Origin of the sequence: Micromonospora sp. NPDC005553 (genome assembly GCF_042871765.1) — a bacterium.
Taxonomy (GTDB): Bacteria; Actinomycetota; Actinomycetes; order Mycobacteriales; family Micromonosporaceae; genus Micromonospora.
The window spans coordinates 322,171-336,826 of sequence record NZ_JBIAJD010000005.1; the positions used below are offsets into that span (position 1 = coordinate 322,171).

The 14,656-nt window shown below is 71.6% G+C and carries 16 protein-coding genes; 4 read left to right on the forward strand and 12 right to left on the reverse strand.

All coding sequences use genetic code 11. From position 1 onward, the window contains the following. Positions 1–110 precede the first annotated feature (110 nt). From ACFYPG_RS22330 to ACFYPG_RS22350, 5 genes are all read right to left on the reverse strand, one after another. Positions 111–530: a protein-tyrosine phosphatase family protein gene (locus ACFYPG_RS22330; RefSeq protein ID WP_355009134.1), complete on the reverse strand. Its 420-nt coding sequence runs from the start codon at positions 528–530 to the stop codon at positions 111–113. A gap of 1,102 nt (positions 531–1,632) precedes the next feature. Further along, a complete protein-coding gene (locus tag ACFYPG_RS22335; RefSeq protein ID WP_387353736.1) occupies positions 1,633–2,199 on the reverse strand; it encodes a hypothetical protein in 567 nt (188 codons plus the stop codon). Positions 2,200–2,801: 602 nt separating this feature from the next. Then, positions 2,802–3,446, reverse strand: coding sequence for a response regulator transcription factor (locus ACFYPG_RS22340; RefSeq protein ID WP_328654771.1), 645 nt, complete (start codon positions 3,444–3,446; stop codon positions 2,802–2,804). After that, positions 3,437–4,615 (reverse strand): sensor histidine kinase, encoded by a 1,179-nt coding sequence (locus ACFYPG_RS22345; RefSeq protein ID WP_387353737.1) that lies wholly within the window; start codon positions 4,613–4,615, stop codon positions 3,437–3,439. The genes ACFYPG_RS22340 and ACFYPG_RS22345 overlap by 10 nt, the downstream gene beginning before the upstream one ends. Positions 4,616–4,760: 145 nt before the next feature. Next, positions 4,761–5,543, reverse strand: a complete 783-nt coding sequence (locus ACFYPG_RS22350) for a DedA family protein (protein WP_387353738.1) — start codon at positions 5,541–5,543, stop codon at positions 4,761–4,763. On the opposite strand from ACFYPG_RS22350, the gene ACFYPG_RS22355 reads away from it, so the two are divergent. Genes ACFYPG_RS22355 through ACFYPG_RS22365 form a run of 3 tightly spaced genes read left to right on the forward strand, consistent with a single transcriptional unit; the run spans position 5,542 to position 7,369 of the window. Continuing rightward, the gene (locus tag ACFYPG_RS22355; protein ID WP_387353739.1) at positions 5,542–6,351 is read left to right on the forward strand and encodes a carbon-nitrogen hydrolase family protein; all 810 of its coding nucleotides are present in this window, start codon (positions 5,542–5,544) and stop codon (positions 6,349–6,351) included. The genes ACFYPG_RS22350 and ACFYPG_RS22355 overlap by 2 nt on opposite strands. Before the next feature lie 32 nt (positions 6,352–6,383). Next, positions 6,384–6,824 (forward strand): VOC family protein, encoded by a 441-nt coding sequence (locus ACFYPG_RS22360; protein ID WP_387353740.1) that lies wholly within the window; start codon positions 6,384–6,386, stop codon positions 6,822–6,824. A gap of 44 nt (positions 6,825–6,868) precedes the next feature. After that, entirely contained in the window at positions 6,869–7,369 is a 501-nt protein-coding gene (locus tag ACFYPG_RS22365) for a DinB family protein (RefSeq protein ID WP_387353741.1), read from the forward strand. A gap of 44 nt (positions 7,370–7,413) precedes the next feature. Here the strand turns inward: ACFYPG_RS22365 and ACFYPG_RS22370 are convergent, their stop codons facing one another. The 6 genes from ACFYPG_RS22370 to ACFYPG_RS22395 form a co-directional block, all read right to left on the reverse strand. Then, complete coding sequence (locus ACFYPG_RS22370; RefSeq protein ID WP_355009995.1) at positions 7,414–8,055, reverse strand: histidine phosphatase family protein; 642 nt, start codon at positions 8,053–8,055, stop codon at positions 7,414–7,416. Between the two features lie 33 nt (positions 8,056–8,088). Next, positions 8,089–9,546 carry a serine/threonine-protein kinase gene (locus tag ACFYPG_RS22375; protein WP_387353742.1) on the reverse strand — a complete coding sequence of 486 codons (1,458 nt, stop codon included), beginning with the start codon at positions 9,544–9,546 and terminating at the stop codon, positions 8,089–8,091. A 98-nt stretch (positions 9,547–9,644) separates the two neighbouring features. Then, the gene (locus ACFYPG_RS22380; RefSeq protein WP_170158647.1) at positions 9,645–9,848 is read right to left on the reverse strand and encodes a hypothetical protein; all 204 of its coding nucleotides are present in this window, start codon (positions 9,846–9,848) and stop codon (positions 9,645–9,647) included. Positions 9,849–9,850: 2 nt separating this feature from the next. Then, positions 9,851–10,894 (reverse strand): substrate-binding domain-containing protein, encoded by a 1,044-nt coding sequence (locus ACFYPG_RS22385; protein WP_355009997.1) that lies wholly within the window; start codon positions 10,892–10,894, stop codon positions 9,851–9,853. Positions 10,895–11,017: 123 nt separating this feature from the next. Then, positions 11,018–11,905: a helix-turn-helix transcriptional regulator gene (locus ACFYPG_RS22390; protein WP_355009998.1), complete on the reverse strand. Its 888-nt coding sequence runs from the start codon at positions 11,903–11,905 to the stop codon at positions 11,018–11,020. A 142-nt stretch (positions 11,906–12,047) separates the two neighbouring features. Further along, positions 12,048–12,287 (reverse strand): DUF397 domain-containing protein, encoded by a 240-nt coding sequence (locus tag ACFYPG_RS22395; protein ID WP_091406718.1) that lies wholly within the window; start codon positions 12,285–12,287, stop codon positions 12,048–12,050. 264 nt (positions 12,288–12,551) lie between these two features. On the opposite strand from ACFYPG_RS22395, the gene ACFYPG_RS22400 reads away from it, so the two are divergent. Next, the gene (locus tag ACFYPG_RS22400) at positions 12,552–13,202 is read left to right on the forward strand and encodes a GGDEF domain-containing protein (RefSeq protein WP_091407349.1); all 651 of its coding nucleotides are present in this window, start codon (positions 12,552–12,554) and stop codon (positions 13,200–13,202) included. Between the two features lie 4 nt (positions 13,203–13,206). Here the strand turns inward: ACFYPG_RS22400 and rox are convergent, their stop codons facing one another. Continuing rightward, positions 13,207–14,634: a rifampin monooxygenase gene (gene rox / locus ACFYPG_RS22405; RefSeq protein ID WP_387353743.1), complete on the reverse strand. Its 1,428-nt coding sequence runs from the start codon at positions 14,632–14,634 to the stop codon at positions 13,207–13,209. Positions 14,635–14,656: the final 22 nt, after the last annotated feature.

Consider the following 14,656-nt stretch of genomic DNA (forward strand, 5'->3'; position numbering starts at 1 on the left):
CCGGCGGCGGCGCTCCGGCGGCGGCGCTCCGGCGGCGGCGCTCCGGCGGCGGCGCTCCGGCGGCGGCGCTCCGGCGGCGGCGCTCCGGCGGCGGCGCTCCGGCGGCGGCGTCAGGTGACGCGGCGCAGCCAGCGCCGCTGCCAGGGGGTTTCCACCGCCTTCGGGTGGTAACCGGCCCGCACCCACGGCACCGCCCGCTCGACCGGCAGACCGTCGAGGATCGCCAGCGCGGCCAGGGCCGTCCCGGTGCGACCCAACCCACCCCGGCAGGCCACCTCGACACGTTCACCGTCGTGGGCCCGTCGCAGCGCTTCCCGTAGGACGTCGAGGGCTTCGGCGCGGTCGAGCGGCACCCAGAAATCGGGCCAACGGATCCGCCGGTACGGCCAGGCGGGCTCCGGACCAGGTGCCAGCAGCACGGCGAAGTCGGCGGGCGAGGTCGCAGCAGCGATGCGGCGACCGCGCACCGTCGCCCCACTGGGGAGTACGAGTACGCCCGACTGCTCGGACCACGACTGTGCGTCAGTCACCCGGACATTGTGCCGCGACGATCTGACAGGTGAGCACAGACAGCGCCGCCCCCGGCCGGTGGGCCGGGGGCGGCGCTGGTGTCGGTGTGCAGGTCGCCTCTCGGCGAGTGGCACGACGCGGCTCCAGCCGAACGGTATTCCGCGAGGGCGATATTAGGTGAGGCCCGGGGACACTGAGTCACACCGACACCCTCCACAACCAGCCCGCCACCGCCATTGTTCCCGCACCCCGCCTCACCCACCCATCCGATCGCCGCCCGCCCGGCCCTCCGCCTAGTGGTCACTCCACCAGGCCGTCCCGCCGCCCCGCGCTGGTGCCGCCCGCCCCGCCATGGTGCCGCCCGCCCTGCCCTGGTGCCGTGGTGCCCTGGTGCCCTGGTGCCCTGGTGCCCTGGTGTGCCGTGGTGCCGCACCGATGGCCGAGGGCACTCCACTCCCGCCGCACCGCCTGCCGGAGTCGACCGGGTCGGCCGGGCGGGCCGCGCAGGCAGGCCGCGCAGGCAGGCCGCACAGGCAGGCCGCACAGGCAGGCCGCACAGGCAGGCCGCACAGGCAGGCGCATCAACGCCCGCTGCATCACCGGTGGTGCGGCGGTCGGTCTCAACGCCCCGCCGCTCTGCCGGACCGTTCTGCCGCCGGTCTCCATCGCTGCACGCCAGTCGCCTCACGACAGCGATACCCGCCCTCGCGCCGTGCTTCGGCCACAATCCACGAGATCTTGGACAGTTTCCGTTCTCGCCTAACGGAAACTGTCCAAGATCTGCTGACAGCCACCCACACCATCCGCTCTGCCGACGCTTATCCGCTTCCGGGCTCGCCCGACGTCGTGGCACCCACGAGCAATGACCAACGACATGTGGCTGCCACACGGAAACGGAAGCGCCGCTGGCCGGCACCCCCGGGTTGCGGGTGCCGGCGCTCCCAGCGTCTGTACCCATCGCCGGGGGCCGGTGGTGTGGGAACGGCGGTCAGCGTCAGCGGCCGCGAGGTGGCGGTCGGCGATCGGTGGCGGCAGGAAGGCCGCTGGCCGGCACCCCGGGTTGCGGGTGCCGGCCAGCGGCCGACGTCCTGGTGCGGTGGTGCGGTGGTGCGGTGGTGCGGGTCAGCTGTTCCAGTACTGGCCGACCAGGTCGGTGGCCTGCTGCTCCCACTGGGCGTAGGCGTCCGGGTAAGCCGACACCTGCACGGTCTGCGCGGCGTCGGTCAGCGCCATGTCCTGCCATCCGTCGACCTGCTTGAGGCCCTTGAGGAACGCGGTCGTGGAGTACTCGGGGTCAGTGATCTGCTCGGGTGTGCCCCAACCACTGGTCGGGCGCTGCTGGAACAGGCCCAGCGAGTCGTGGTCGTTGGCGTCGCCCAGGTGGCCGAGGTTCTCCAGCTTCGACTCCTGCAGGCTCGTCGCGATCGAGATGACCGCGGCCCGCTCCGGCAGACCAGCCTTCTTCGTCGCGGCGATGATCGCCTTCACGTTGGCGGTCTGCTCGTCGTTGAGGCTGATGTGGGACTGGTCACCCTGCGGCTTCGGCGCGGCCGACTGCACGGCCACCGCGACGGGCTTGGCGTCCACGGCCGGGCTGGCGGCATGGGCGGCGATCGGACCGGCGAACACACCACCGGCGAACGCGAGACCAGCAACAGACAGGACGCTTTTACGCAAGATCGTGTTCATGAGGGGTAGCTCCTTCGGGGGTAGGACACCCCGACCGCCAAAAGGGGGACGGCGGCAGGGTGTGAGCACCTCGTCCGGCGCTGCACCTACAAAGGGGAAAAGTCGAGGGGGTGACGCCTGATCGGGCGTCGGGGTCGGCGGCCTGGCGAGCGGGGGGCTCGTGGCGCCGGGACCCTGTGTAACGACCGGGGGGCCGGGGTCATTCCGGGGTGGCCCGTCCATCGGCACCCTCATCGCGGCGGTGCCAGCGGTCGTGGGGGTTGTAACGACCGGGTGGAGGCTGCCATTCCCACCTGCGCGACCCGCCCTCAAAGGTCGGGCGGCGAGCCGGTGGTACTGCGATCGTCAGAGTATGTAACGACCCCGCCCCGGCCATGATTCCAGCCCAGGCGTGCGGCCGGTCACCACCCACAAACGCCCAGCAACCGACAAACCACCCACGCCCCGCCGGTTCGGTGGTGTCGAATCGCCCCACACTCGGGTGGTCCACTCGGGTTCACGGAAGTCGGGGCATCCCGGACGCCCGGACACCCCGACATCAGGAAACCCGAGTTGATCATGCCTGGCCGGCCGCCGCATGCCCTGCCTAGAGCCCGAACGGGTCAGGAGCCCAGGTAGCGCAGGATTGCGAGGATTCGTCGGCTGTAGCCCGTTGCGTGTGCGAGGTCGAGTTTGTCGAAGATGGCGTTGACATGCTTCTCGACAGCGCTCTGCGATACGTGCAGCCGCTGGGCGATGGCGAGATTCGTGTGCCCCTGGGCCATCTCGTGCAACACGTCCCGTTCCCGCGGCGTGAGCCGACCGAACGGGTCGGGACGGTCCGAGCCGGCTACCACCTGACGGACCACCTCCGGGTCGAGGGCGGTGCCTCCGGCGGCCACCCGGTCGAGGGCGTCGAGGAAGTCGTCCACCTGGGCGACCCGGTCCTTGAGCAGGTAGCCGACCCCCTCGGGACGGTCCGCGAGCAGCCTCCCGGCGTAACGCCGCTCCACGTACTGGGAGAGCACGAGGACCCCGGTGTCGGGCCACCGGCGACGGATCTCCAGGGCGGCCCGCAGCCCGTCATCGGTGTGGTTGGGTGGCATCCGGACGTCGGTGACGACCACGTCGGGACGGGATCGTCCGACCGCCTCGACAAGCTGGTCGGCGGTCCCGACCGCCGCGAGCACCTCGTGCTCCTCGTCGGCGAGCAGCCGCGTCAGGCCCTCCCGGAGCAGTGTCGAGTCTTCGGCGAGGACTAGGCGCACGGCAGCTGCGCCAGCACGGTCGTCGGACCGCCGGCTGGGCTGGTCACCAGAAGTCGGCCGTCCAGCGCGGCGACCCGTCGCGCCAGCCCGGACAACCCGCGTCCGGTCGGTTCCGCCCCGCCGACGCCGTCGTCGTGTACGCGCATCCGGATCCACCCATCCCGTACTCCGATTTCGACGGTGACCAGGGTAGCGGCGGCGTGCTTCGCGGCGTTGGTGAGCGCCTCGCAGGCCACGAAGTACAGCACCGTCTCGACCTGCCGCTCGGGGCGGACCGGCAGCTCGCAGCGGATTCGCACCGGCACCTCGGATCCGCGGGCGACGATGGCCAGGACCTCACCCAGATCGCTGTCGTCCAGCGCTGACGGGTAGACCCGCCACGCCACCTCGCGCAACTCTTCGATGGCCCGCTGCACGTCCTCGTGTGCCTGAGCGAGCAGTGCGTGTGTGCGGTCGGCGTCGCGGGCGCGGCGGGCCCGGCCGAGCAGCATGCCGAGGGCGACCAGCCGCTGCTGGAGGCCGTCGTGCAGGTCGCGTTCGATGCGCTGCCGTTCGGCGTCGACAGCGGCGATGACCCCGGCCCGACTGGTGGTCAGCTCGTGGACCCGGCGGGTCAGCTCCGCCCGACTTCCCGCGCCGAGCAGTCGTCGCGCCAGCCAGATGTCCAGCGCGGCGATGCTGGCGACGGCCTGAACGTTGAGCAGTAACAGCACCGCCCCGACGGCGACCTGGGACAGGGCGTCGAGAACACTCAGCTCTCCGCGCACGGCCGCGCGCAGCACGATCCCGGCCAGCACCACACCGACGCCGAGCACGGCGTACGCCAGCAGACCGAGCGCGCCGGGTAACAGTCGGGCGGCCAGGTAGCCGAGCTGCCGCCGGGTCGCCACGGTGTGCGGCACGGGCAGATCCTGCGCGGCGAGCAGCCCGGCGAGGCGGCGGTGTTCCATCCGCACGAGCCACCCGCCGTACCTGCTGGTCAGGCCGGTAACCCGACGGCCCGCCGAAGGCGCGACCGCGAACACACCGCAGGCTGTGACCGCGACGGCGAGGAAGGCGAACTCGACGGCGGCCGTCGCGATTCCGACGGCGACACCGAGCGGCAGCCGGAGCCGGAGCAACCACCTGCCGGTCTGCCGCTCCCCCACCGCCTCGCCCGCCTTCCGCACCAAGCCTGCTTCCCCTTGCTCCGCTTCATGCGACGCGCCCGCAGGAAACGTCGGCGCGATGTGGGGCGTCACGTGACCCGTCCGCACGCGACGCTGGTGCAGTCTGGGGTGCAGAGCAAAGGAACAAGCAAACCAGAAGGGCTGGCTAGCGCTCGTCCGACGCCCACGATCCGCTTCGGTAGAGGGTGCCGCGACCGCCCGGGTCGGGCATCCCGTTCAGTGCGCCCTGCTCGGGTTCGGTCGGCTCGGGGTCGCGGGCAGCGCGGCGGGCCTTCAGCACGCGGGACCCGACGAACCAGGCGGCCGCCGCCGCGCAGACGACGATCACCACCTTCTGGAGCATGCCGGCGTAGCCCTCGACGAGATGCCAGTTGTCACCCAGCAGGTAGCCAGCGAGCACGAACGTGGTGTTCCAGATCAGGCTGCCCAGCGTGGTGTAGAGCAGGAACGTGCTCACCGGCATCCGCTCCACCCCCGCCGGGATGGAGATCAGGCTTCGGAAGATCGGGATCATCCGGCCGAAGAAGACGGCCTTCACACCGTGGCGCAGGAACCACGCCTCGGTCCGGTCCACGTCGCTGAGCTTGACCAGTGGAAGCCGGGAAACGGTGTTGCGCATCCGGTCGCGTCCCAGGGCCGCGCCGATCAGGTAGAGCGCGAGCGCGCCCACCACCGAACCCAGCGTGGTCCAGAAGATCGCACCGACCAGACTCATCCGTCCCTGTGCGGCGACGAACCCGGCCAGCGGCAGGATCACCTCACTGGGGATCGGCGGGAAGAGGTTCTCCAACGCCACTGCCAGGCCAGCGCCCGGTCCGCCGAGTCGTTCCACCAGGTCAGTGACGTAGCCGACGATCCCGTCCTGTGGTGGCTCCGCTGCGGCGGCGGGGGTTCCGGTGGCGAACACGGCGTGGGACGTTCGAATCATGCGCCCACGTTACGAAGTCATCCTGAGAGCCGACCATGGGGCCGACCGCCCGACCGCGCGGGTCGACCACACCGGTGGGGGTGCGGAAAGCCGCACCCCGCTGCGGCTCGCGGTGGTCCAGCCGCCGTGCGTACCCCTGGACGTCGCGGCAAACGCGCGGGCGCACGCCGCCGCGGTCCGCGCGGCGCGCGCCCGGGTGGTGGTCTTTCCGGAGCTGTCGCTGACCGGGTACGAGTTGGACGCGCCGGTCGTGTCTGTCGACGACCCGCGGTTGGCGCCGCTGGTCGAGGCGTGCGCCGAGGCGGGTGCGCTGGCCCTGGTCGGCGCGCCGGTCACCGGCGACCACATCGCGATGCTGGCGGTGACCGGTGGCGGTGCGACGGTGGCGTACCGGAAAATGTGGCTGGGGGACGCGGAGGCCCGCCGGTTCCGGCCCGGTGACACCCCGGTCGTGCTCGATGTGGACGGTTGGCGGGTGGGGCTGGCGATCTGCAAGGACACCGGCGTGGCCGCGCACGCGGACCGGACGGCCGCGCTTGGGATCGACGTGTACGCCGCGGGCGTCCTGGAGTCGGCCCGCGACGCCGCAGTGACAGACCAGCGGGCGCACCGGATCGCCGCCGCGCACCGGGTCTGGGTGGCGGTGGCGAGCTTCGCCGGGTCGACCGGCGGTGGCTACACCGAGGCGGCGGGGCTCTCGGGCGTCTGGACGCCGAAGGGCGAGGTGTACGCCCGGGCGGGCACCGACCCGGGCGAGTCGCTAAGTGTCAGCCTCACATGGCCCGACCGTGGCGGCGGGCGCGGCTAGGGTGGCGGACGGCGAAGGCGTTAGGGTCAGCCATGAGCACCGTCCCGTCCCGACTGTCCGTGGTCACACTGGGAGCGCGCGACGTCGCCGCGCTGCGGTCGTTCTACCGGTCGTTGGGATGGCCCGAGCTGCCGGCCAGTGACGACGGCTGGTCAGCCTTCCTGCTGGGTGGTGTGCTGTTAGCGCTCTACCCGCTACCGGAGTTGGCCGCCGAGGCGGCGCCGGGCGTGCCTGCGCCGGCCGGTGGTTGGTCGGGGGTCACCCTGGCCTGCAACGTCGACAGCCCTGAGCAGGTCGACGAGGCCTTCGCGGCGGCCGTCGCGGCGGGCGCGACGGTGGTGGCGGAGCCGACCGACCGGTCCTGGGGTGGGCGCTCCGGCTACATCGCCGATCCGGAGGGCAACCGGTGGGAGATCGCCTGGGCGGGCACCGCCCGCTTCGACGAGCGCGGCGCTCTTCTCTCCTTCGGCTGAATGTGCTGTTTGCGCGGCGCCAATGACCTTGGAATGCTTCGGGAATGACCTCCTTTCCTCCGACCTTCGACGATGATGTCGTCGGCCAGTCAGCCCAGACGCAGTTCGAGGCGTTCATCGACGAGCACCGCAGAGCGCTCAACGGCTACCTGGACGGGCTGACCGAGGAGCAGGCGCGGCGGTCGTTGGTGCCGTCCCGGACGACGCTGCTGGGTCTGGTGAAGCACGCCGCGTTCGTGGAGAAGGTCTGGTTCGACGAGGCCGTCACCTGCCGGCCCCGCTCCGAGATCGGCATCCCGGCCACGCCGGACGAATCGTTCATCCTGGACGACGGCGACACGATCGCCACCGTCCAGAGCGCGCACCGGGAAGCCTGCGAAGCCTCCCGCCGCGCCACGTCCAGCCTGGGCCTCGACGACCTGCTTCGCGGCAACCGGCGTGGTCCGCTGCCGCTGCGCTGGGTCTACCTGCACGTGCTGCGCGAGATGGCGCAGCACTGCGGACACGCGGAGATCCTGCGCGAGCAGATCCTGGCCGCCGAATAGCGTCGCCCGAGACACCGAATTCGGTCCGGCCCGGCGGTACTGGATCACGCTCTGGCCCACCCCCCGGTGTCGGCGAAGCGACGCAGCGTCCAGCGGGCCGGCGGCCAGCCGCCGGGGTCGTGGTCGGTGGTCCATTCGGTGATCGAGGCCGGGGGCACGTCCAGGTCGAACGCCCGGAAGACCGGCTGCGCGCCGAGCGCGTGGAAGGCGCCCTCGACGGTTTCGCTGTGGCCGACCAGGACCACTGTGGAGCCCCGGTGCCGGTGGGCGATCTCCATGATCGCGCGGCTGACGCGGACCACCAGTTCGGCCCAGCTCTCGTTGCCCTCCTCGAACGGTCGGAACACGCCGCCGCCCGCAATCGCATGGTCGGTACGGAAGAGGGAGGTCGGCAGGCCGTCGGCGTACGGGGGTGTGTGCCAGGTACAGAGACCACAGTCGGCCACGGGCCGGACGCCGAACGCCGCGCCGATCGGTTGCGCGGTCTCGACGGCCCTGCGCAGCACGGACGAGTAGACCGCCACCGGCCCGTCGGCGGCGATGTCGCCGGTGAGCCGGTTGGCCAGGTCGTGTGCCTGCTCGTGGCCGAGGGCGGTGAGGCCCCGACAGCCACGTGGCCCACCGATGATTCCTTCGAGCTGGTGGACCGACTCGCCGTGTCGCACGAAGATCAGACGTGTCCGCATCGGGACATCATGCCAGCGGTATCGACGGGGGTATCAGTCGTCCGTCCGGCTGGTGGAGAACGTGCCGGTCCGGGCGAGCAGAGCGTCCAGTTTCTCGCCCGTCTGCGCTGGTAGGCGGTTCCGCCGCACCAGCTCGGCGATGCGGTCCCGTAGGTCGGCGACGCGCTCGGCGCGGTCCCTGGTGCGGCGGTTGAGGTCGGCCAGGTCGTCACGCAGGTCTTCGGCGGTCTTCCGGTCGATGTCGTCGCGGGCGACGGCGGTGGCGAGGATGGCGGCGAACTCGCTGCTCACCTCGCGGAAGCTGACCGGTACCTGCTGCCCGACGGTTGAGGGCGCGGTGCTGGCGGCGGGGGGTGGCGAGGACGGTGCGGCCGGCGTCGGCGAGTGTGTCGTGGGCGCGGGGGCCGGGGCGGAGGTCGACGGCGCGGCGGCGATTTCGGTCGGGTCGGGTGTGCCCGGGTTGCCGAGCGGATTCTGCGCGATCAGGGTGCCGACGCCGATCAGCACGGCGAGCACGGCCGCGACGAGCACGCCGACGGGCCGACGCGACCGGCGTCGGGGCGGTGCGGTGGTCGCCGGGACGGGGCGGGCCACCACCGACCTGTCGATCAGGGTGGGCGGGTGGGCGGCCGGCCGGATGCGCAGCAGCTCGGTGGGCGGCTCGACCGGCTGACCGGCGCCGAAGCGGCGGGCCAGATGCGCGGCGCTCGGCCGGTCGGCCGGGTTGGCGGCCAGGCAGGCCACGGTCAGCTCGGCGATGTCGGCGGGAAGGCCGGGCACTCGCAGCGGCGGCACCGGGGTGCCGCGCCGGTGCACCTCCAGCGCGTCCTCCCAGCTCTGCACGGGCAGCGGCGCCCGCCCGGTGAGGGTGCGGTAGAGCAGTGCGCCGAGGGCGTACACGTCGCTCGCCGGGTCGGGCGGGCCGGCGGTCAGCCGTTCCGGGGCGAAGTAGGCGGGGGTGCCCATCAGCGGTTCGCCGGACTGGCTGTCGAGGCCGCCGAGCGCGGCGATGCCGAAGTCGAGCACCTTGGCGCCGTCGTCGGTGAGCATGACGTTTCCGGGCTTGACGTCGCGGTGCACGACGCCGATGCGGTGTGCGGCGGCCAGTGCGGCGGCGATCTGCCCGGCCACCCGGACCGCCTCCGGCCAGGGCAGCGGCCCGGTCCGCAGCCGGTCGGCCAGGTTGTGACCGTCGACAAGCTCCATCACCAGGTACGGGACCACGACGCCGCCGGCCAGTGTCGCCTCGGCGTAGTCGTACACCTGGGTCACGTGTGGGTGGGTCAGCCGGGCGGCCGCGCGGGCCTCGCGTTGGATGGTGGCCCGCAGTTGTGGGTCGGTGGCGAACTGCCCGGCTAGCACCTTGATCGCCACCGGCCGGCCGAGCACCTCGTCGTCGCCTCGCCACACCTCGGACATGCCACCGAGACCGATCCGCTCGTGCAGTACGTAGCGGTCGTGGAGGCGGAGAGTGGGCGTGAGCGGCGACATAACTTCACCAGTCTGCCTGGCAACACCGCAGTCGACCACTCTGCGTGCCCGGACCCACACTGTTCGTCCCGTGCGTACCGGAATGGGATTGGTGCGGGTCAGGAGCAGCGCGGGGTGCCGGGCAGCGGTCGCGGTTGGATGCGGTCGGCGAGCCGGCGCAGGGCGAGGGCGGTGGCCTGCCGGGTCGGGGCGAGCAGGGCCCGGCGGGGGTGTTCGACCTGGACCGGCGCGTCCGGTCGGGCCGAGTTGACGTGCCGGTTCATGGCGTCGAGCGCGGTGATGTACCCGGTGGGAAGTTCCATGGTCAACTCCTTGGGACCGGTCCGGTGGATTCCCGGACGACGAGTGCGGTGGGCAGCAGCACGTGACCGGCCGCGGCGTCCGCGGGCGGGTCGAGCAGCAGTTCGGCGGCGATGCGGCCCTTCTCCTCGGCCGGTTGCCGGACGGTGGTGAGGCCGGCAGCGGCGGCCTCGGGGACGTCGTCGAAGCCGGTCACCGAGACGGGGGGACGATCATGGGCCGGCCGTGCGGCCAGGGCGTCCAGCACACCGAGCGCGAGGACGTCGGAGCCGGCCAGTACGGCGGTCGGCGGTGCGGGTTGGTCGAACAGCCCAGCGACGGCTGCGGCTGCCGCCGGGCGGCTGTTGCCGGGGACGTTGACAAGTGTCAGCTCGGCCCAGCCGACGCCGACCTCGGCGAAGGCGTCGGCGAACCCGCTGAGCCGACCTCGGGTGGTCGGATGCGGCACCTGGTCCACCCCGGCCACTGTGAGCGGGCCGGCCGGCGCGTCGGGCAGCACGGAGTCGGCGAGCAGCGCCACCCGACGGTGCCCGAGCCCCGCGACGTGCGCGGCGGCGCTGCGTGCGGCGGCCCGCTCGTCGATGCCGACGAACCGTTCGTCAGCGCCGGCGTCGTCGCGGGCTGCGGTGCTGACGAACGGCAGCCCGCGTTGGCGGATCACGTCCAACGCCCACTCTTCGTCGGCGACGCAGTAGACGCAGAACCCGTCGACGGCGGCGTTCTCCACCGCCTGCCGGGCGTCGGTCACCGCCGGTGGCAGCGGCACCAGCAGCATGCTGGTGCCGTGCCGCTCGGCCGCCGCGCCGACACCGGCGAGGAAGCGGACCGCGAACGGGTCGGTGAAGGCGTACGACAGTTGCGAGGTGAACAGCACCCCGATCGACCCGACGAAACCTCGGCGCAGGGAGCGCGCGGTGGGGTTGGGGCCGGGGTAGCCGAGTTGCCGGGCGGCGTCCAGGATCCGCTCGCGCAGGGCGGCGGAGAGCTGGTCGGGGCGGCTGTAGGCGTTGGACACGGTGCTGCGCGAGACGCCGACGGCGTCGGCCACGGCTTGCAGTGTTGGCTTCACCGGCACCTCTCTGAATCGATCCAGTCTGTATCGATTCAGAGACTAGCTCGACCGGTCGGCGTCGGTCAATACGTGAACGGAGAGTGGGAGCGCGGTCGGGAGTCAGGCCGCGTAGAGGTCGTTCAGCAGGCCGCCGAGGATCTCCGCCGTACGCTCGGGCGGCTCGGCCTCGACGCAGAGCCGCTCCATGGCCACCGCGTAGTAATCCAGATCGTCGCGCTTGTCCAGGTAGATGGCGCTGGTGAGCTGTTCGATGTAGACGATGTCCGGAAGCTCCTGGTCGCCGAAGCGCAGGATGGTGAAGGCACCCCCGGCGGCGGCGTGGCCACCGGCGGCGAACGGAATGACCTGCAACCGGATGTGGGGCGACTTGGTCGCCTCGATGAGCGCGGTGAGCTGGCCGCGCATGACCTCCGCGCCGCCGATGGGCCGGCGCAGGGCCGCCTCGTCCACCACGGCCCAGAGCTGCGGCGGGTTCTGCCGCTGGAGCAACTGTTGACGCTGCATCCGCAGCGCGACACGCCTGTCGATCTCGCCCGGACCGGCAGTGCCGTGCCCGAGCAGCACGACCGCCCGGGCGTACTCCCCGGTCTGCAGGAGGCCGGGCACGAACTGCACCTCGTAGCTGCGGATCAGCGCGGCGGCGGCCTCCAGGCCCAGGTACGACTGGAACCAGGACGGCAACACGTCGCCGTATCGGTGCCACCAGCCGGGGCTGTTCGCGTCCCGCGCGAGCTTGAGCAACGCGTCACGCTCATGGTCGTCGGTGACGCCGTAGAGGGTCAACAGGTCGGCGACGTCGCGCTCCTTGAAGCCGACCCGGCCGAGCTCCATCCGACTGATCTTGGATTCGGAGGAGCGGATCTCCCAGCCGGCGCCCTCCCGGGTCACCCCGCTGGACTCCCGGAGACGGCGCAGTTGGGCGCCGAGCAGCATGCGCAGCACGGTCGGCCCGGTTGTCGGGCCACCCTCGGCGGGAACCATCGTCACGTGCGGACCTCCGGACACCGACCCACGACGGCCGGGCGCCCCGGCCCGGCCGACGTGTAAGCATGCCATGGACCGACAGTGAGGTGAACTCCTCCGCGCCGGTGAATCAGTCTCGTCGCCGGGACGACCCGCCCCCGGACGGTCAGTTGATCAGGTGGTCGAAATCTCCGTCCCGCGCACCGAGAACGAAGGCGGCGATCTCATCCACCGTATAGATGAGCGCCGGCCCTTCCGGGTGTCGTGAGTTGCGGACCGCGATGCCCGCTCCCTCGGGCAGTTCGGCCAGTTCGACGCAGTTGCCGCTGGGGTTGCTGCGGCGACTCTTCTGCCAGCTCAGCGGAGGCAACTGGTGGATCGGTACGCCATTGGGTGGCTGCTGCATGGGGGCGTCTTTCTGTTACGAGCCCGCCGGTGGCCGTGGGAGGAGCGGTGACGGCGAGGGGGTGCGGTATCGACATTGGACGGTTCTGCACGTGCATCTGCTATTGCATCTGCACCCGACGGCGAGCATGATAACGCACATGATCGGTGCCCATCCGTTCACTTTGTGTTACCCCCACACGGGCAACGATCAGGCAAAACTGGGCCCGACGCGGCGTACCGCGTCAACCGAAGGCTGGAGGCGGTCGCGGCGATGGGAGGGTTCGTGCCGGATCCGATGAGTGTCGCCTCCGGCGTCTGCGCGGCGGGCGCGCTGCTCTCCTCCTGGCAACTACGCCGACGGGCGGTGCGCGCCGAGGCCGAGATTGGTCACCTCCAGGCAGAACTGGCCGCCGAACGGCACGCCGCCAGTCACGACCCGCTGACCGGGCTGCCCAATCGCCGCGCCTTCTACCGCCTGGCAGCCGCACTGCTCACCGACGCCGCCGGCCAGCCGCTGATCGCCGTGGTGCTCGATCTGGACGACTTCAAGCAGATCAACGACCGGTACGGGCACGCCGCCGGCGACCAGGTGCTGATCAGTGTCGCCGAACGGCTGGCCGGCTTCGCCGGGGACAATCTCGTGGCGCGCCTCGGCGGCGACGAGTTCGCCGGGTTGCTCTCCAGCCCCACCGTCGACCGGCGCTGGATCGAGCATTCGACCCGCCGGCTCAGCGAGACCGTCGCCGCGCCGATCCGGCTGAGCGGGTGCAGCGTCCGGGTCACCGCGTCCGTCGGGCTCGCCCCGGTGACCGGCCCGGCCCAGCTCACCGACGCGCTCAGCCGCGCCGACGCGGCCATGTACCAGGCGAAGAGCCTCGGTGGCGCCCGATCGCCCCGCCAACTGGTCGACAGCGCGTTCCTCGGCGAGCGCTGACCGTTCAGCTGACGGGCGCGCCGAACCACCTGGGCAGCTGGCTGAGCAGGTCGCTCTGATCGTCGCCCACCCACGCCACGTGACCGTCGGGCCGTAACAGCACGGCGGGCACCTCCACCTCATCGCTGACGTCGACGACGTGGTCGACCCGCTCCGCCCAACCAGCGACCGAGAGCTGGCCGGTCTGATCGAGCAGCAGGCCACGGCCGCCGCGCATCAGCTCGTAGAGGCGCCCCCGCCGCAGCGGTACGTCACGCATGTGACGCCCGAGCAGTTCGTGCCCCGCGCCGAGGTCGTAGCGGACCCCGATCGCGGTGATCTTCTCGATCAGGTACCGGTTGACGTCCTCGAAGTCCAACAGCTCCGACAACAGTTGGCGCACCGACCGCGGCCCCGGCTCGGGTGAGAGCAGCACCATCTGCGCCCGGGTGTTGTTCAGCACGTCCGCGGCCACCGGATGCCGTTCGCTGTGGTAGCTGTCCAGCAGCCCCTCCGGCGCCCAGCCGTTGAGCTCGGCGGCCAGTTTCCAGCCGAGGTTGAACGCGTCCTGGATGCCGAGGTTGAGCCCCTGCCCACCGGTCGGCGGGTGGATGTGCGCCGCGTCGCCTGCCAACAGCACCCGGCCGACCCGATAACGCTCGGCCAGCCGGGTGGCGTCACCGAAGCGGGAGAGCCAGCGCGGTGAGTGGACACCGAAGTCGGTGCCCGCGTACACCCGCAGTTGGTGTTTGAAGTCCTCGATGGTCGGTGGGACAGTGCGGTCCTCGACCACCCCCTCGGCCGGGACGAGGACGCGGTAGACCCCGTCTCCGAGGGGCCCGAGACCGAATCGGAGATGGGTCTTGCGGACCTCGGCCACCACGTCGGCCACCTTTTCCGGTGGCACGCCCACCTCCATCTCCCCCAGCAACGTCTCGACGCTGCTGGGCTCGCCGGGAAAGCCGACACCGAGCAGCCCGCGGACGGTGCTGCGACCGCCGTCGCAGCCGACGAGGTAGCGGGAACGCACCTGCGTGCCGTCGGCCAGCCGCACGGTCACCCCGTCGTCGTCCTGGCTGAGCCCGACGAGTTCGCTGCCGCGCCGGATCTCGACGCCGACCTCACTGGCGTGCTCGCCCAGGAGACGATCGGTGATGGTCTGCGGAATGCCGAGGACGTACGCGTGTGCGGTGTCCAGCCCGCCCGGCGACGGCTTGGGGATCGCGGCGAAGAAGCCCCCGACCGGGTACTGCGTTCCGAGCGCGAGGAACCGCTCCAGCAGACCTCGCTGGTCCAGCACCTCGATGCTTCGCGCGTGCAGGCCGAGCGCACGGACGTAGCTGGTCGGCTCGGTCTCCCTCTCGAGCACGAGCGCGTGCAGTCCGTGCAGCCGCAACTCGGTGGCCAACATCAAGCCGGTCGGCCCGCCGCCGGCAATGATGACATCGATCATGTAATCCCCCGATTTTCCCAGA

Coding starts and splice junctions, on each gene's coding strand:
- ACFYPG_RS22350 (WP_387353738.1), bottom strand. CDS start 5,543: ATGATTCGAACGTCCCACGCCGTGTTCGCCACCGGAACCCCCGCCGCC.
- ACFYPG_RS22360 (WP_387353740.1), top strand. CDS start 6,384: ATGAGCACCGTCCCGTCCCGACTGTCCGTGGTCACACTGGGAGCGCGC.
- ACFYPG_RS22365 (WP_387353741.1), top strand. CDS start 6,869: ATGACCTCCTTTCCTCCGACCTTCGACGATGATGTCGTCGGCCAGTCA.
- ACFYPG_RS22370 (WP_355009995.1), bottom strand. CDS start 8,055: ATGCGGACACGTCTGATCTTCGTGCGACACGGCGAGTCGGTCCACCAG.
- ACFYPG_RS22380 (WP_170158647.1), bottom strand. CDS start 9,848: ATGGAACTTCCCACCGGGTACATCACCGCGCTCGACGCCATGAACCGG.
- ACFYPG_RS22355 (WP_387353739.1), top strand. CDS start 5,542: ATGCGCCCACGTTACGAAGTCATCCTGAGAGCCGACCATGGGGCCGAC.
- ACFYPG_RS22395 (WP_091406718.1), bottom strand. CDS start 12,287: ATGCAGCAGCCACCCAATGGCGTACCGATCCACCAGTTGCCTCCGCTG.
- rox (WP_387353743.1), bottom strand. CDS start 14,634: ATGATCGATGTCATCATTGCCGGCGGCGGGCCGACCGGCTTGATGTTG.
- ACFYPG_RS22335 (WP_387353736.1), bottom strand. CDS start 2,199: ATGAACACGATCTTGCGTAAAAGCGTCCTGTCTGTTGCTGGTCTCGCG.
- ACFYPG_RS22375 (WP_387353742.1), bottom strand. CDS start 9,546: ATGTCGCCGCTCACGCCCACTCTCCGCCTCCACGACCGCTACGTACTG.